We start from the raw sequence: 17,262 nt of genomic DNA, 5'->3' as shown, positions 1-17,262 counted from the left end.
TATGTTATAACCTTTATTAAGCTTAAGTTATATTGAACCTTTTACTAACTCAACATTGAATATGCATTATTACGCGTTGTGAATAGTGTAGTACATATGCCTTTACATGAAACCTTGATACACATCAAAACGCTGCTCGCTAACGTGTTAGTTTATTGTATATTCTTATCCTGCCAATAAATCTAAAACAGAAACCTTTATGATGAAATTATCACCTAAACATTACTCTACTCTTGCCGTGGCAGTTGCCACAAGTTTATTTATGAGCGCCTGCTCCAAGGCACCAGAAGAAGGCATATCAAAAGCAAACCCTTCCGTAGAGGCTTCGCATACCACATCATCAGATAGCACGCTTCTTGTGAATGAGTCTAGGCTATCTATTTATCATCCCGTTGAATTGACCAGTGATTTATCCCATTTAAGCGACAATCAACAAAAGATGATAGGTTTGCTCATAGATGCGTCTAAAATAATGGACGACTTATTTTGGAAACAGGCCTTCTTCGGCGATAAAAATGCGTTTTTAAATAGTATTGAAAACGACGACGTTAAACACTTTGCTTCAATCAACTATGGCCCATGGGACAGATTGAACGGCGATAATGCGTTTCTTTCAGGCTATGAAGAGAAAGCCCTAGGTGCTGAATTTTATCCTCACAACATGACAAAGGCTGACTTCGCGACCGCCACGTTCGATGACAAACAAGGCTTATACTCGTTGGTGAAGCAAGATGAAGCTGGCAACCTTTACTCTGTGCCCTACTCTGAGGCGTACAAAAGTGAACTCACCGCTGCATCAAAGATTCTTAAAGAGGCTGCTGAACTTGCCGAAGATCCAAGCTTTAAAGCCTACTTAACCCTGCGCGCACAAGCATTACTTACCGACGATTACTTAGCCTCGGACATGGCGTGGATGGACATGAAGACAAACCCTGTAGAGTTGGTAATTGGCCCAATCGAAAGCTATGAAGACCAACTATTTGGTTATCGCGCCGCCTTTGAAGCCTACGTTTTGGTAAAAGATTTAGCGTGGAGTGAAAAACTCGCAAAATACGCTGCTTTTCTTCCAGAGCTACAAAAAGGTTTGCCTGTACCTGCCCAGTACAAAGCGGAAGTACCTGGCTCCGACGCCGACTTAAACGCCTATGACGTTGTGTATTACGCGGGGCATTCAAATGCTGGCAGTAAAACCATTGCGATCAACTTACCTAATGATGAGCGTGTACAGCTTGAAAAAGGCACCCGTCGTTTGCAACTTAAAAACGCGATGCGTGCCAAGTTCGACAATATTCTTATTCCTATTGCGGATATGTTAATTGCACCTGAGCAACGTGATCATATTACGTTTGATGCGTTTTTTGCTAACACCATGTTTCATGAAGTGGCGCATGGCTTAGGTATAAAAAACACCCTTGATGGTAGCGATACGGTAAGAGGCTCACTTAAAGAACACGCCTCGGCATTAGAAGAAGGTAAAGCTGACATTTTGGGTCTTTACATGATTCAAAGCTTGCTTGAAAAAGGCGAAATTTCAGAGGGTACACTTGAAGATTACTATGTCACTTTTATGGCCGGCATTTTCCGCTCAGTACGTTTTGGGGCCTCTAGTGCGCACGGTAAGGCGAATATGATTCGCTTTAATTTCTTTGCACAAGAAGGCGCTTTTGAGCAAACCGAAGAAGGTGTTTATCGCGTTAATGTTGAGAAGATGGGCGCAGCAGTCGCCGCATTATCTGAGCTTATTTTAACCCTGCAAGGTGATGGCGACTACGATGGTGTTGCAGAACTTGTAGCCAATATGGGCGTGATTAAACCACAGCTAGCAGCAGATTTAGCGCGCTTAGAAGCGGCAAACATCCCTGTCGATATTCACTTCGAACAAGGTAAAAAGGTACTTGGTTTGAACTAACCACTATCTATCGATAAGCGGTTCATTAAACACTAAGCCAGTTAGTTGCCTGTGTTAAGCAACTGACTGGCTATTTAACTCACCATTCTACGTTGAGTGGTGAGTTAAAACGTTTTTCATTCTAAGGGCTTTTACGCTAAACCCTATCTATTCCAAACGCTTTGCGGTATCAGTATATGGCGGCCAGCCCATGATTTTACCGGCTAGCACATGTAAGTGTATGTGGTACACCGTTTGCCCACCAAACTCATTACAGTTCATTACCGTGCGGTAACCCTGCTCATCTACGCCTAATTCACCCGCGACCTTTGCAGCCACATAAGATAGGTGCCCTACGACTTCCCTGTCTTCTTTAGTGATGTCGTTAATGGTAGGAATAGCCTTTTTCGGGATCACTAAAAAATGCACCGGCGCTTGCGGATTTATATCCCTAAACGCCAACGAGATATCATCTTCATAAAGGATATCTGCTGGTATTTCTTTATTGATAATCTTCGTAAAAATAGTGTCTAACATTGCGTACTCCCTGCATCAATTATTGTAACCATACTACATTGTTTATGCTTTAAAAGAGGCGCTTTCCCAAGACAGGAATTCGCCTTATTGTATTACACCAACACAGTCATTTGCGACCCAGTCTTCTTTGCTCTTGAGTTTATAGGAACAACTTATGCAAAAACGAACCAAAGCAAAATGACGCCTAACAGTAAGCGGTAAATCACAAATGGCAGCATACCAATTCGCGATATCCAGCTAAGGAAGAGGTAAATACATAAGTAAGCACTCACAAATGAGAACGCAGCGCCATAGAGCAACGCAGACCAATCAACGGCTTCGTTAGCTTGTAATAAATCAAGAGTGGCAAGTAAACCGGCGCCCAAAATAACGGGAATAGACAGTAAAAACGAAAAGCGCGCACAGCTCTCTCTATTTAAGCCCAGCATCAAACCTGCTGTCATGGTAATACCCGAGCGAGAAGTACCGGGAATCAGCGCCAGTACTTGCGCTAGACCAATTAACAATGCTTGTTTCCAGTTAAGCGATGTTAATTCTTGAGTGCGTTTCGCGGTGGCGTCGGCATACCATAGGGCAAGACCAAAAATAATAGTGGTTGCGGCGATAACAAGGGCTGTTCTGGCATTAAGTTCTATCCAGTCTTTCATTACAAAACCAATAATCACAGCAGGTATAGTTGCGATAATCACATACCAGGCTAACTTACTGTCAGTGTTTTGCTCTTTTGTGAATCCCTTGGTAACCCAAGCCACTGTCATTTGTGCGATTTCTTGGCGAAAGTAAATCATTACCGCCAGTAAACTTCCCACGTGAACAGCAACGTCAAACGCTAACCCCTGACTTACCCAGCCAAATAGTTCTGCGGGCAGCAAAAGATGCCCAGAACTGCTGATAGGTAAAAATTCGGTAACGCCCTGAATAATGGCCAATATGATTATTTCGAACAGTGTCATTCCGTTGCTTAGCTCCAAGTAAAATTGATGGGCGAGAGTGTTTGTTTTTCTTTATCAAATGCCTGCCAAAGTGCCTCGTAGGTTTTGCCTTCAACAGGGTGGATTTCATTAGGAACCAATTCAGCTAACGGCCATAATACAAAGGCGTTATACAGAATCTCTTCCCGAGGTAGCACAACGGGTTCATGGGTAATTTGGTCATCGTACGTGAGTAAATCTAAGTCCAGTGTACGGGAACAAAATTTCTTTTCCCCGTGTTTACGGCCGTTGTCACTTTCAATCTGACGAAAGGTATCTCGCACTTCAATAATACTCATAGAAGTAACGGCTTTCGCCACTAGGTTATAAAAGGCACTGCCATCGAAGCCGACTGACTCACTCTCATATACCGACGAGTAACTAACGTCATCGAAATGCAGTTTAAGCGCTTTAATACTTTCTCGTATGTAGTGTTCTTTGTCGATATTGGAACCCACACTGATTAAAATGGTATGACGCCCCACTAGGACTTTTCCTGATACATAGCCACTGCCACCGTTTGGGCATTAGGTAGAATATTCGGCTTCACAATTTTAAGGCTGATGGCATGGGCCGGAAACATGGCTAATACCTTGTTCATTACCGCGCCGCCAAATGCTTCTAACAGCATAAAACGACTGTTTTTTCCTACCTCGGTAATACAATCAGCCACGTCGGCATAGTTAATGGTATCGTCGACATTATCTGACTGCATTGCGGCATCTAGGTTAGCGTCGAGTTCAACATCGAGCAACAGCGTGGTTAAACGCTCCCGTTCCCAATCATACACACCGATAAGGGTATCGACAGCCAGCCCTGTTATATATATTTTTCCCATAAACCTTTTCATTCTTATGACCATACTGGTCTTACTACCACGTTAACTTCTTCTCAAAAGGTGGTATATCACTTTTGAATGGAGTAGCTTTACGCTTTACGTTATTCGCCATGGGGCGATGGTGGCACAACTATACCGTTGTACTGCAAGTGGGGGCAACACGCACAATAGCATTCGCCCCATATTATTAGTGTAGATATACGTTTAGTGTACAAAGCAGCAGGTTAAAGTAGCAATAATGATACCGTTGGCCCTTTTAATGATTTGCGTAGCCTATTTGTTTGGCTCTTTATCGAGCGCGGTAGTTATCTGCAAAGCATTTTCTCTTCCCGATCCCCGCACTGCTGGTTCTAAGAACCCCGGCGCCACCAATGTATATCGAATTGGCGGCAGGATTCCGGCATTGCTGGTGCTGGTAATGGATATTTTAAAAGGGACTATTCCGGTTTATTCCAGCTACTTTTTGGGCTTAGACCCCGTGCTTTTAGGCCTAGTCGCTATTGCCGCATGTATAGGTCATATTTTCCCTTTATATTTTGGCTTCAAAGGGGGCAAAGCAGTAGCAACGGCCTTTGGTGCCATGTTACCCATTGGATTAGATTTAGCTGGCTTGCTTATTTTGAGCTGGGTTATAGTGGTGTTTCTTACCGGCTATTCCTCACTTGGCGCCTTGGTAGCAGTAAGCCTTGCCCCGCTTTTTACTTGGTTAATAAAACCCCTTTATACCGTTCCAGTCATCATGCTCTCTTTGCTGATTATCTTGCGGCATCGCGACAATATCAAAAGATTAGTCAGCCGCTCTGAGGGCAAAATTTGGGACAAAGGCAACACCAAAGAGTGAGCAACCTTTCTTTAGCGTACATGTTTTATTTTCGCTCGGGCGTATGGTAAAGCTGCCCTAGCGTTATTCCTCTTTTAAACCTTCCCGAAGTACCTTAATTTCACCATCGATAGGGGCAAGTAAGGCCAAGCCCATAATTTCAGCAAGCGCTGGGTATATTTCTAGATTACTGAAAGCTGGAAGCATTTTACCTTGTTTAAACGAAGGCCCGGACGCCACAAATAGCCCGCCCATGTCTGGCAACGTATTGAGATAACCATGGCTACCTTTGCTCACATGAGTATCTCCTTCACTTTTAAACCGTGCAGGCGGGGCAGTTTCCATAATAATATCGCCGGTTCGCGCATTGTACTGTGCATGCCTGACATCGCGTTCAACGGAGGTAAGCAAGATGAATCTCCCTTCCGCTAACAACCGGAGGCGATTTTTTTCATCTTCAATTTGCTCATAGGTAACCTCTGGCTTAGCATATAAACGCACTTGCGCACCACTGTTAAGCACAGTGAAATAATCAGGAATATTTAAAGACTCAACCATAATCTGGTGGCTATCTTTGACGTTGGTCATACCGTGATCAGATACCACAACCAAATTAACGTCTATCGAAAGCGCATTTAATCGGTCGTACAATTGACCGATTAGCTTATCTACCTTTGCAACAGCCTCTTTTGTTTTCTCGGACATAGGCCCTTCGTCGTGACCCACAGTGTCAGTCAATGAAAAGTAGCCTGAGACAAAAAGTGGCCTTGCAGCTTCCGGCAGACTTAACCATTGAACAATTTGGTCTATCCGTTGTTGGTAATCTGCATGCTTCGAGTAGTGATAAAGATAAGAAGGCAGCGCTCCTGCTATTCTAGCGTCAGATTCAGGCTAGAAATAGGTTGCAGCTTTATGCCCCTGAAACTCGGCCAAATGCCAACGCGGCATCGCAGTAATCCAGCTGCTATCGTCTTGCGCCTTCCCCATAGAATATTGTGCGTAGCTACCCTCTTTGCTGGGTCGCAACTTGTCATAAAAACGATTATCGACAATGCCGTGATGTATGGGGAGTAGCCCAGTCACAATAGAAATATGGTTGGGGAAAGTATTGGCGGGATAGACAGGTGTTAACGATGTGCTTCGAACACCAGCCTTAGCAATTCGTGCGAGATTTTTTGCATTGTGCAGCTCGATGTAATCATGTCTAAACCCGTCTAAAGATATAAGAACTACATGATTTTTGCTACTTTCAGCCGACTGGCTCGAGGCCAGATTCTTATGGCTAACCGCATTCTGATTAACGACGGTGTTATTAATTGCATGCTTATTATCTGCATGGGCACTAAAGGCCGCTAGCGACAACCAACTAGCGGTAAGTACCGCGCCAATAAACGGTATTGTGAGCCGAGCGCTATCACGGAAAAACACCACTAGATTTCCTACATGCTAAGTAAATTTATTTGCTACTTAGCATGCATGATAAAACCCTGTGATGACAACATTATTATACTGGCGCTAACGTATCCAGCGGCCAGCGAGGCTTAGCTTGTGAAGAAAGCCCCAATACTTCACCGGCTTTCAAACGCTGCATACCTGCATAAGCTATCATGGCGCCGTTGTCGGTACAGTACGCTAAGTTAGGATAGAAAACCTCACCACGTAAGTCGTCCATCAAGGTTTTCATTTGTGTACGCAACATGGTGTTCGCACTTACGCCACCGGCAATCACTAAGCGCTTCATACCCGTTTGCTTGAGTGCACGCTTACACTTAATAATAAGCGTGTCGATAACCGCTTCTTGAAATGCGTATGCAATATTAGCTTTGGTTTGCTCGTTGTCATCCGCAGCACGGATGGTATTAGCGGCAAAAGTTTTCAAGCCGCTGAAGCTGAAATCTAAACCTGGGCGGTCTGTCATTGGCCTTGGGAATTTGTAATGCCCTGGCTCGCCTTTTTCTGCCAGCTTGGCTAATAAAGGCCCGCCTGGATAATCAAGCCCCAGTAGTTTGGCCGTTTTATCAAAGGCTTCACCGGCTGCGTCATCTATCGACTCACCGAGAACTTCGTAGCTGCCTATGCCTTCTACTTTTACCAACATAGAGTGGCCGCCAGAAACTAGTAATGCAATAAAAGGAAATTCAGGCGCGTTATCTTCTAACATGGGGGCGAGTAAATGCCCTTCCATATGATGTACACCTACTGCGGGTACCCCCCACGCGTAAGCTAGAGAACGCCCCACGGAAGAACCCACTAGTAACGCACCAATAAGGCCTGGGCCTTGGGTGAAGGCTACGCCGTCTAATTCATTAGGTTGGGTGTTAGCATCACTAAGCGCTTTTTCGATAAGCGGGATAATTTTTCTAACATGATCCCGTGACGCAAGTTCAGGCACTACACCACCGTAATCGGCGTGTAATTTCACTTGGCTGTATAATTCGTGTGACAATAATCCCGCAGTGTCGTCATAAACGGCGATACCCGTTTCATCACAAGAAGTTTCTATTCCTAATATACGCATACTATTCCTAATATTTGCATTGAGCCAAACCTTACTTTTACGTCTTTAACAACAATGTTTACGGTATAACAAACACCAATGGCTTGCTTAGTTATCGAACCTGTCGAGCCCAAGCTATAGCCGAATCGCAAGTATTGAGCATAATCAGCATCGTTTACCCTGCAAGAGGATACTTGAGTTACCTCAGCACTTATTGCAACAAAGTTTATTGCAATAGATCAGCACCTGACCTGTTTGATCATCTGCGATCTGTGATATGATCCACTCAACCAATGCGGGATCGCGCTGAATTCTTCTTCTCACGTAGACAGATAAAAGGTATTACCTTGTCTCAGAGGGCGCAGAGTTTACCTTTATTCCGCATATCTTGGAATGGTGCTTCGTTTATTTGCGCAATATTGCCTATTTTTTGGCAATTCAGTCTTTACTTTCTGTTCGGAAATGATTAGAATTTCGCACCATTTTTAACCCGGGTGGCCTTTTTAGCGCTCAATTTCCCGGAATTATACAGCAAAAGTTTTGAGGTGAGTGTTTAAATGCCTATCGTTAAAGTTAGAGAAAACGAGCCGTTTGATGTAGCGCTGCGTCGTTTTAAGCGTTCTTGTGAAAAAGCAGGTGTATTGTCTGAAGTTCGTCGTCGTGAGTTCTTCGAAAAGCCTACTTGGGAACGCAAGCGTAAGAAAGCCGCTGCGAAAAAGCGTCATCTAAAGAAATTAGCTCGTGAAAACGCACGTCGCGTAAAACTCTACTAAAACAGGGTTAAGTTACGAGTCTGAAAGGTGTTGCATTTGCAGCACCTTTCGCGTTTCTGGGGTACAGAAAATTTTTGATTAGCGCTTGTTAGCATTATTTGTTTACGCGAAACGCGCCGGTTATTAACCTGCAGTGCGTCGGTGAATATCAAGACCCCCTGATAGACTCCCGATTTTTAATACCCCACTGACTTGCCCGTTATAGATAGTGTATGCCTTTTTATGAGTGTCCCTGCATAGAATGTTTTTTTACTTTTACTGTTTAACTTTTTTCTTTTTATAACTTTTTTCTTTATACCTTTATAATGACTTTCCTTCTTTGTTGAAACTTTACTTAATTTGGGAGCATCATGGCTTTAATAGACGATTTAAAATCTGCACAAAAAGATGCAATGCGCGCCAAAGACAAATTACGTCTAGGCACAATCCGAATGGCAATAGCAGCCATTAAGCAACGTGAGATCGACGAGCAAATCACCCTAGGTGATAGCGACATTCTTGCAGTACTAACCAAGATGGTTAAACAGCGTCAAGATGCCGCATCTCAGTTTGACGCCGCAGACCGTGATGACTTGGCCAGTAAAGAGCGTGAAGAGATTGTTGTGTTAGAAGGTTTTCTTCCACAGCCTTTAACCGAAGACGAACTTGCCGCCTTAATTGAAGAAGCTATGGTAAGTACCGGTGCTCAAGGCATGCAGGACATGGGTAAAGTAATGGGTAGCTTAAAACCACAAGTGCAAGGCCGCACAGATATGGGCGCACTAAGCGCTAAAATAAAAGCCCGTTTAAATGCCTAAGCATCGATAAAAATCGAGCGGTAGTAATAGACCTAGCCAGGTTTGTGTAATGGCAAACCTGGCATTTTCATTATTTACCTTCCCTGTTACAGTACTTTTTTGTGCTACCCTAATTACCGTTATAAGCATTAGTGTCTCCCCATGGCCGGAAAAATACCTCGCGATTTTATTGATGATCTTCTCTCACGTACCGATGTTGTAGACATTGTTGATAGTAGGGTGAAGTTAAAAAAAGCGGGCAAAAATTATCAAGCTTGCTGCCCTTTTCATAATGAGAAAAGCCCTTCTTTTACCGTAAGCCAAGAAAAGCAGTTCTATCATTGTTTTGGTTGTGGTGCGCACGGCAACGCTATTTCCTTTTTGATGGAGTTCGACCGCCTTGAATTTGTTGAGGCCATTGAAGAACTCGCCAAACTCTATGGACTAGAAGTGCCGAGAGAGAAAGGTCACTTGCCTGTTGTTAGCGAAGAGAAAAAGCAACAGCAGCAAGACGATTACTCACTAATGGAACAAGTTGTTCGCTTTTTTCAACACCAATTAAAACAAAATGAAAATAGTGGTAAAGCCATAGATTATCTAAAAAGCCGTGGGCTTAGTGGCGATATCGTTAAGCAATGGGAAATAGGCTATGCACCAGACAGTTGGGATGCGTTGCTAAAAACGTTTGGCAAAGACCAAGCCCGGGTAAAACAGCTTATCGACTTAAAATTGGTTAATCAGAACGATCAAGGTAGACGCTACGACTTTTTTCGCGACCGAATTATGTTCCCCATTCGGGACAAGCGAGGCCGCGTTGTTGGTTTTGGTGGCCGTGTATTAGAAGACGGCGGCCCAAAATATTTAAACTCCCCTGAAACCCGCATTTTTCATAAAGGCAGCGAGCTATTTGGTTTTTACCAAGCTCGTCAACAGAACCGTCAACTCGACGCAGTCCTTATTGTTGAAGGCTATATGGATGTGGTGGCGTTAAGTCAATTCGGTATTAACCAAGCAACGGCTGCACTTGGCACCGCTACCACAGCTGAACATATGCAAATGTTAGTGCGCGCAACCCCGCATATTGTTTGTTGTTATGATGGCGACCGTGCAGGTCGTGAAGCGGCGTGGCGCGCATTAGAAAATGCCCTGCCCGCGTTAAAAGACGGCGTCAGACTGTCTTTCTTATTCTTACCTGACGGCGAAGACCCAGATACTATGGTAAGAAAAATTGGTAAAGATGCCTTCATGGAAATGCTTGATAATGCTATGCCATTGTCACGCTTCTTCTTCGAAAACCAATTGAAAACACATAAAGTGGGTACACCGGAAGGTAAAATAGCGCTTCGCAAAGCAGCCATGCCATTAATTGAGAGTGTGCAGGGTGACGACCAAAAGCAGATGCTACTAGAAGAGCTCGCTAAACACACCGGTGAATACGATAGATTTAAGTTACAGCAAGATATATCCAAAGCGAACCACGCCAGTAGCAAACCCGCATATTCAGCGAATAGAAATCAAGTAGGTAAAGCTCGCTTGTCACCGCTACGCATGCTGATTAGGTTACTGCTAGACTCTCCCTCGTTAGCCACACGTTGTGATGACGTGCAACCTTCGGTATTTGAAGGGAGTGACGCAACCGGGATGGACCTGTTATTGGATATTCATCGCTATTGTGCCCAATATCCCCAAGCAACCACTGCTCAGCTAGTTGAAAACTTCCGCAATCATCCCCATTCTTCTACTATCGCGAAATTATTGTTACAAGAACATCTTGTTAAAGACGAGGATGCTGAGCGTGTTTATAGCGACAGTTTTGCTCGATTACTCGATTGGCATTTCGATAGCCGCATAGAAACTTTAATTTCCCGCTCTCGGGTTCAACCACTCACTCAAGTGGAAAAAGAGGAACTGAACTTGTTAATGAAGGAGCGCCAGAAAAGCTGACCATAAGGTCGAGGCTAATAACTGGCTAAAAAAACAGCCGTCAATCTGGTAAAACCATTAGTAATTCTGCTATACTGGCTAATTCGCTGCACGCACGCTTATAAGCATAAATGTGAACAAATTTGCAGCAATGTCAGTAGCAATTATAAAGCCGAACAAAACGGGCAGAACCAAACCCGGGCAGGTGTGCACCGTTTCATATGACGTGACACCGAGCGGAAGCGGCATTGATACAACAGTAGTACTACAGAGAAATAATGTACATACCTCTTTGGTATGGGTATTTCTATTGCAAACTAATTGAATGTGAGAAGTGTAGGTTATATGGCGCAAAGCAAGCAGTCTCAGATTAAACTCCTGATTGCAAAAGGTAAAGAGCAAGGTTACTTAACCTTTGCAGAAGTTAACGACCACCTGCCGCAAGATATTGTCGATTCTGATCAAATTGAAGATATTATTCGCATGATCAACGACATGGGAATTCAAGTTTCTGAATCTGCTCCAGATTCAGACGAACTTCTCATGCAAGAAGCAACCGCCGATGAAGACGCAGCCGAAGCTGCGGCTCAAGCGCTTGCTACAGTAGAAAGCGAAATTGGGCGCACCACCGACCCTGTGCGTATGTATATGCGTGAAATGGGTACGGTTGAGCTTCTTACTCGTGAAGGCGAAATTGAAATTGCCAAGCGTATAGAAGATGGTATTAACCAGGTTCAGTGCTCTGTTGCTGAATACCCTGAAGCCATCACCTATTTGCTCGATCAATGGGACTTGTACGAAGCAGAAGAAATTCGCATTAGCGACATTATTTCTGGTTTTGTTGACCCGAATGATGATCAAGATCTTGCTCCTACGGCCACGCACATCGGCTCTGAACTTTCAGAAGAAGAACTGGAAGATGAAGATGATGACGATGATGAAGAAGACGAAGATGAAGGCGGTGTAGATCCTGAATTAGCCCGTGCTAAGTTTGGTGCACTTCGTGATCAATACATCAAAGCACGTGACGTTATCGAGAAGAAAGGCCGCTCTCATGCTGCCGCTCGTGAACAAATCAATGCATTGAGTGAAGTCTTCAAAGAATTCCGTCTAGTGCCTAAGCAATTTGATCGTATGGTTAAAAACATGCGTTCAATGATGGACAAAGTGCGTATCCAAGAACGTCTTGTTATGAAGTTCTGTGTTGTTAACGCTAAAATGCCTAAGAAAGATTTCATCAAGGCATTTGCAGGAAACGAAACGTCTTCTGCTTGGTTAACAAAAGCGATTAAAGCTAACGCAGCTTATTCTGACGCATTAGCCGTTAATAAAGAAGAAATTGAACGCTGTATTAGCAAGATGAACCAGGTTGAACAAGAAACTGGTTTGGTTATTGCTGATATCAAAGACATCAACCGTCGTATGTCAATTGGTGAAGCAAAGGCTCGCCGTGCGAAGAAAGAGATGGTTGAAGCTAACTTACGTTTGGTTATTTCAATTGCTAAGAAATACACCAACCGTGGTTTGCAGTTCCTTGACCTTATTCAGGAAGGTAACATCGGCCTGATGAAGGCGGTAGATAAGTTTGAATATCGCCGTGGTTATAAGTTCTCAACTTATGCTACCTGGTGGATTCGTCAGGCAATTACCCGTTCTATTGCCGACCAAGCGCGTACTATCCGTATTCCTGTGCACATGATTGAAACGATTAACAAACTTAATCGTATCTCTCGTCAAATGCTACAAGAAATGGGTCGTGAGCCAACACCTGAAGAGTTGTCTGAACGCATGCTTATGCCAGAAGACAAAATTCGTAAAGTGTTGAAAATTGCTAAAGAGCCAATCTCAATGGAAACGCCAATTGGCGATGATGAAGATTCGCATCTAGGTGATTTTATCGAGGACAGCACCATTATACAGCCCCTCGATTCTGCGACCGGCGGTAGCCTTAAAGACGCAACACAAGAAGTGTTGGCAGGGCTTACAGCACGTGAAGCGAAGGTACTTCGTATGCGTTTCGGTATCGACATGAATACTGACCATACACTTGAAGAAGTGGGCAAGCAGTTTGACGTTACCCGTGAGCGTATTCGTCAAATTGAAGCGAAGGCATTGCGTAAGCTACGTCATCCTAGCCGCTCTGAGCAGCTACGAAGCTTCTTAGACGAGTAGAATACTCGCAAGTAATAAAACAATATAAAATCCCCTGCTTTGTCAGGGGATTTTTTTTATCTGAATTGGCGCTAAGCTGTGGCACAAAATAGTCACTTGCAACAGCCAACATGGTTACTTACCAAAGTAATTACGTTCCATTTGCGGCGCTAATTATTCAGTAGCTTCGTGATTTTTACTCGCCGATAGCAACTTAATGTCAGATACAAAAACGCCCTCAATGTTGAGGGCGTTTTTTATATTTAGTTAGCGGTTATACGCGGAACTGCTTTGCTATCAGTTCTAAATGCTGTGCTAAATCGGCAAGTTCGTTACACATCACACCTAATTCGCCCGAACGACTAGAGGTTTGCTCTGTACGTTGGTGAATCTCTTCAACATGCCTCACAATGTCTACCGCCACTGTACGCTGATCTTCAGTGTTGTGCGCAATCTGTTCGTTCATTTGATTAATGCGACCAATTGTACTGGTAATCGTTTCTAAACTAACACCGGCTTTATTAGCTGTTTCAACACTATTGGTTGCTTGCTCGGTACCGCGAGACATCACTTCTACAGCCGAATGCGCTGCGCTCTGTAGCTGCTCAATGGTGCTTTGAATTTCTTCAGTCGATTGTTGGGTACGTGATGCTAGTGTACGAACTTCATCAGCAACAACGGCGAAACCACGCCCTTGCTCGCCGGCTCTAGCAGCTTCAATAGCGGCATTAAGTGCCAGTAAGTTAGTTTGTTCAGCAATACCTTTAATCACGTCGAGTACCGAACCAACTTTATTAGAATCTGACTCAAGGCGCCCAATCACATCAGCGGTTTCACGCACGTTTTCGGCTAACTGCTGAATACTAGAAACGGTTTGTTGTACTATTTGACGACCTTCGCCAGCGGCGCTAGTCGCTTCATTAGCATCAGCAGCAGCTTGTGCGGCACTGTGTGCTACTCCGTCTACTGAACCACTCATTGTATCAACCGCTAGTTTGGCGTTTTGTGCAGACTGCTGTTGAATATCAATAGTACGCTGGGTTTCTTCCGTTAGGCCGCGAAGGTTTTGCGCCAAGTTTGATAACGGCAAACTTGCCTCAACCACATCTTTCACAACGCCTTGCAGCTTATCCATGAACTGGTTAAACCAATAAACCAATTCACCAATTTCATCTTCACTTTTCGTTGCGATACGAACGGTCAAATCACCGTTTTCTTGGGCAATATCTTTAAGCGAGCGCACTACATCGTCAATGCTTTGCTTGATACCACGAACAATGGGCACAGCGGTAGCAAACAATAATAAGGTGACGACGATAGTCATTACCACACCGGTACTAATAAGTGAGGTATTAGCGGCGTTGGTTCTTTCAAACGACTCAACAAAAGCGGCCTGTTGCTCGTCTCTAAAATTCGACATAGAGGCAATAACGGCGTCATATGAGCCATTCATCTGCGACGACAATTGACCTAAACGGCTAAAATCAGCAGTGCCATCAACCATAGATTGAGATACACCGAAAGCCACTTCGAAGTAATCATCAAACCCCTGGGAAATCTTAGATATTGCAGGACCGAATTCAGGGCTAATTGCTTTAATCTCATCAAGCCCTGCTTTTGCATCTGAGGCTAACTCACTCGCAGCGCTTAATGTATCTTGATCGCCTGTGGTCACCGCGCTACTCAATGTATCCCTCACCTTTTGCATATCTACCAAAGTAGAGGCAGACAATTGAAGTGCGGGGAACTGAACCTTCTCAACTTTCTCTAGGGTGTCGCCATTGTTCAAAGCAACATAAACCGTAATTAAGAGGTAAATAATAAAGCTTAATGCAGCAATTCCCGGTATCAGGAAAATCTTTGTTGCGATGGGCATTTTTTTTAGAAAATTCATTTTTATCTCACCAATTACGTCACGTTACTTTAGGCACGGCCACAAAACATGGCTTTGTTATTCTATATCTTCACTTTCTCAAAAAACTTTAGAAATATCTTAGCCCTGCGCATTGCTGAACAGGGCTATAAAACATCCAACTGTAATGCTAATTAGAATGTATAGTTTGCGCCAACTCTAAGAAGCGTAGCATCGTTAGCGTCAATTAGGTCATCGCTGTACCAAGTAACGCCAGCTTTAAGTGCAAATCCTGGCTCTACATCATAACGAAGGCCTAAAGTAACAGCAGAAGTGTCCTGTGCTTGGTCGGCAGCAATACCTGTAGCCGCTTGGTAAATTGCAGACCATGTTGCATCCGTTACTGCATCGCCTGTGTCAATCATGCTAGGCAGCCCGGCTACAAGCCCAACTTGATCAGCATTATCAGCTTCTTCTACTTCATAAGTAATATGAGGTGTAAATTTACCAAAGCGCATTCCAGCAGTTACATACCATGCTTCGTTTGACGCGATGATTGCATCATCTACTTCTGTTTTTGTAAACTCAGCGCCAACAAACCAGTCATATTTATCAATAGCCACGGCTACTTCAAAGAATGTACCTGTGTCTTCATTTACGCTGAACCCTTCTGCGGCAGCAGTTGCTGATGGAATGAATGACCCAAATTGTCCCATCCCCGCAACAAACGTATCAAAATCTTCGTTAACTGCCGTGGTTTTACCGCGTGCTAGTAAAGTACGAGCACTGAACCAATCACGTGTCGCTTCAAAAGAAACGGCAACTACGTTTTCTAACTCTAGCTCAGCCGGTGTACCGGAAATAAAAGTATCAGCTTGAACTCGACCCACAGTAAACTGCGCGCCATATTCCCAATCGCCTGAGTATGTGCTGTAGTCAAGACGCACACCATCGATGTTGTTGAAATCGATGCCGTAAACAGAGTCAGGTGGCGTTAACCAGTGGTACGAATAACCCACATCTAATGACGCAGAGTATTTGAACAGTGGTAAACGGATTCTACCCGCACTAATGCTTACGTTGTTATTTACCACGTAAGTCATGTAAGCCCACTCGAAGCTTGCATCGTAGTCATCACTACCACGGCCTACTAACTGCGCCGTAGCAGAAAGCTTGTCGCTTACATCGCCACGTACTTGCAGTCCAAAGACACTTGCTGGATCAAAGGTAAAGTCGCTGTCGTAATCGTATACTGCTTCGTCATCATCTAGTGTCATACCACCGATTAAGTTAGCGAAGCCGTTAATTTGAATTTCTGCAAATGCTGGTGCGGCTAAAAGGCTAGCAGCGGTCAAAAAGGCAAGTTTGGTTTTCATGCTCGTTCCTTAAAAATTCTTAAACTGTGTAATCAAAAAGTGGCAACTACGCGAACGCTTCCGTCTACGGAGCCAGCATCTACATAGCCAATTGCACCTGGGTCTGCAGCAACAGCTGAAACCACCTCGGCGTCGCTACCTAATGCTTTAGGAGGCTGACCTTTCCCAGTAAAAACTAATTTAGACCAAAAAGCGGTAAGCTGAGACGCTGATTTATTCAAAACTTTACCGTTGAATTCATCTGTCGCAGCTTGCCCTTCAGCAAGTGCTAGTGGAACTGCTTTCGTGCCGTTTGGAAAAGCTTTCATTTTGTTAAGGAAGAGGCGGCTGATTGAATCTTTATCTAACGCATCACCATTGGATGGGTGAACTATCACTGCTACATCTGCAAAAGCCATGCTGCTGCATAAACTCGCTGCTAGTATCCACTGTTTCATTACATGTCCTCTAAGTCGTATTTGTTTCGGTAGCGCGATTTAAGAACGTTAATCTTCAATTCGCAACACCGATATGCTTATTTTTTAAGCTTACTCATACAGATATCTTCCTGCTTAAAGATTAAGATAAGTATTAGCAAGGATTGGAAAAACTGCCAACTGAGATACGAAAAAATTTTCGTATAAACTTTCTGTACGTTCAGTCTGGCTTTAAAAAGTAGGCGCAGTTTAGGGAAGAAGGGCGTAGAAACAACTATACTAAAGGATAAGCGTAACGGTAGGGGTCACTGATTCATACGTGAAAATAATTAAGGCTTAGCGGAAAAATAAATAAAACCCAATATAATCAAATGCATACAAGAAGATCAAAAAATTCACTTAGGAGTGTCGAACGATATTAATGTATAAAAACATATACCTTAA

At 43.8% G+C, this 17,262-nt stretch carries 14 protein-coding genes and 1 pseudogene; 6 read left to right on the top strand and 9 right to left on the bottom strand.

All coding sequences use genetic code 11. The features are described 5' to 3' along the window. Positions 1-202: 202 nt before the first annotated feature. A complete protein-coding gene (locus J5X92_RS07915) occupies positions 203-1,909 on the top strand; it encodes a Zn-dependent hydrolase (RefSeq protein ID WP_126872527.1) in 1,707 nt (568 codons plus the stop codon). 147 nt (positions 1,910-2,056) lie between these two features. On the opposite strand, the gene J5X92_RS07910 is transcribed toward J5X92_RS07915, so the two are convergent. From J5X92_RS07910 to folB, 4 genes are all read right to left on the bottom strand, one after another. Beyond that, positions 2,057-2,425 carry a histidine triad nucleotide-binding protein gene (locus J5X92_RS07910; protein ID WP_126872461.1) on the bottom strand — a complete coding sequence of 123 codons (369 nt, stop codon included), beginning with the start codon at positions 2,423-2,425 and terminating at the stop codon, positions 2,057-2,059. A 152-nt stretch (positions 2,426-2,577) separates the two neighbouring features. After that, complete coding sequence (locus J5X92_RS07905) at positions 2,578-3,378, bottom strand: undecaprenyl-diphosphate phosphatase (RefSeq protein ID WP_057793864.1); 801 nt, start codon at positions 3,376-3,378, stop codon at positions 2,578-2,580. A gap of 8 nt (positions 3,379-3,386) precedes the next feature. Then, the gene (gene folK / locus J5X92_RS07900) at positions 3,387-3,881 is read right to left on the bottom strand and encodes a 2-amino-4-hydroxy-6-hydroxymethyldihydropteridine diphosphokinase (RefSeq protein WP_013785430.1); all 495 of its coding nucleotides are present in this window, start codon (positions 3,879-3,881) and stop codon (positions 3,387-3,389) included. Beyond that, positions 3,881-4,234, bottom strand: coding sequence for a dihydroneopterin aldolase (gene folB, locus J5X92_RS07895; RefSeq protein ID WP_013785431.1), 354 nt, complete (start codon positions 4,232-4,234; stop codon positions 3,881-3,883). Before folB ends, folK begins: the two co-directional genes overlap by 1 nt. 238 nt (positions 4,235-4,472) lie before the next feature. Here folB and plsY point away from each other — a divergent pair, with 238 nt between their 5' ends. Then, on the top strand, positions 4,473-5,075 hold the full coding sequence (gene plsY / locus J5X92_RS07890) for a glycerol-3-phosphate 1-O-acyltransferase PlsY (protein ID WP_126872460.1): 603 nt from the start codon (positions 4,473-4,475) through the stop codon (positions 5,073-5,075). A 63-nt stretch (positions 5,076-5,138) separates the two neighbouring features. Here plsY and J5X92_RS07885 read toward each other — a convergent pair. Together J5X92_RS07885 and tsaD are read right to left on the bottom strand one after the other, a co-directional pair. Beyond that, positions 5,139-6,482 (bottom strand): annotated as a pseudogene (locus J5X92_RS07885) (ectonucleotide pyrophosphatase/phosphodiesterase). A gap of 76 nt (positions 6,483-6,558) precedes the next feature. After that, a complete protein-coding gene (tsaD, locus tag J5X92_RS07880) occupies positions 6,559-7,572 on the bottom strand; it encodes a tRNA (adenosine(37)-N6)-threonylcarbamoyltransferase complex transferase subunit TsaD (RefSeq protein ID WP_013785434.1) in 1,014 nt (337 codons plus the stop codon). Between the two features lie 536 nt (positions 7,573-8,108). Here tsaD and rpsU point away from each other — a divergent pair. From rpsU to rpoD, 4 genes are all read left to right on the top strand, one after another. Beyond that, the gene (rpsU, locus tag J5X92_RS07875) at positions 8,109-8,324 is read left to right on the top strand and encodes a 30S ribosomal protein S21 (protein ID WP_012517258.1); all 216 of its coding nucleotides are present in this window, start codon (positions 8,109-8,111) and stop codon (positions 8,322-8,324) included. A gap of 350 nt (positions 8,325-8,674) precedes the next feature. Beyond that, positions 8,675-9,121: a GatB/YqeY domain-containing protein gene (locus J5X92_RS07870; RefSeq protein WP_208805319.1), complete on the top strand. Its 447-nt coding sequence runs from the start codon at positions 8,675-8,677 to the stop codon at positions 9,119-9,121. 141 nt (positions 9,122-9,262) lie between these two features. Next, positions 9,263-11,044 carry a DNA primase gene (dnaG, locus tag J5X92_RS07865; RefSeq protein ID WP_013785436.1) on the top strand — a complete coding sequence of 594 codons (1,782 nt, stop codon included), beginning with the start codon at positions 9,263-9,265 and terminating at the stop codon, positions 11,042-11,044. A gap of 324 nt (positions 11,045-11,368) precedes the next feature. After that, the gene (rpoD, locus tag J5X92_RS07860) at positions 11,369-13,195 is read left to right on the top strand and encodes an RNA polymerase sigma factor RpoD (protein WP_013785437.1); all 1,827 of its coding nucleotides are present in this window, start codon (positions 11,369-11,371) and stop codon (positions 13,193-13,195) included. 253 nt (positions 13,196-13,448) lie between these two features. Here the strand turns inward: rpoD and J5X92_RS07855 are convergent, their stop codons facing one another. From J5X92_RS07855 to J5X92_RS07845, 3 genes are all read right to left on the bottom strand, one after another. Continuing rightward, the gene (locus J5X92_RS07855) at positions 13,449-15,068 is read right to left on the bottom strand and encodes a methyl-accepting chemotaxis protein (RefSeq protein ID WP_126872459.1); all 1,620 of its coding nucleotides are present in this window, start codon (positions 15,066-15,068) and stop codon (positions 13,449-13,451) included. 152 nt (positions 15,069-15,220) lie between these two features. Next, entirely contained in the window at positions 15,221-16,402 is a 1,182-nt protein-coding gene (locus J5X92_RS07850) for a topoisomerase IV (RefSeq protein ID WP_126872458.1), read from the bottom strand. 32 nt (positions 16,403-16,434) lie between these two features. Then, on the bottom strand, positions 16,435-16,839 hold the full coding sequence (locus tag J5X92_RS07845) for a phosphate ABC transporter substrate-binding protein (RefSeq protein WP_126872457.1): 405 nt from the start codon (positions 16,837-16,839) through the stop codon (positions 16,435-16,437). Positions 16,840-17,262 lie beyond the last annotated feature (423 nt).

It is taken from the genome of Alteromonas sp. K632G (genome assembly GCF_017653625.1).
Lineage (GTDB): Bacteria > Pseudomonadota > Gammaproteobacteria > Enterobacterales > Alteromonadaceae > Alteromonas > Alteromonas naphthalenivorans.
Note: the sequence above shows the minus strand (reverse complement) of the source record. Positions and strands in the feature narration are given on the sequence as shown.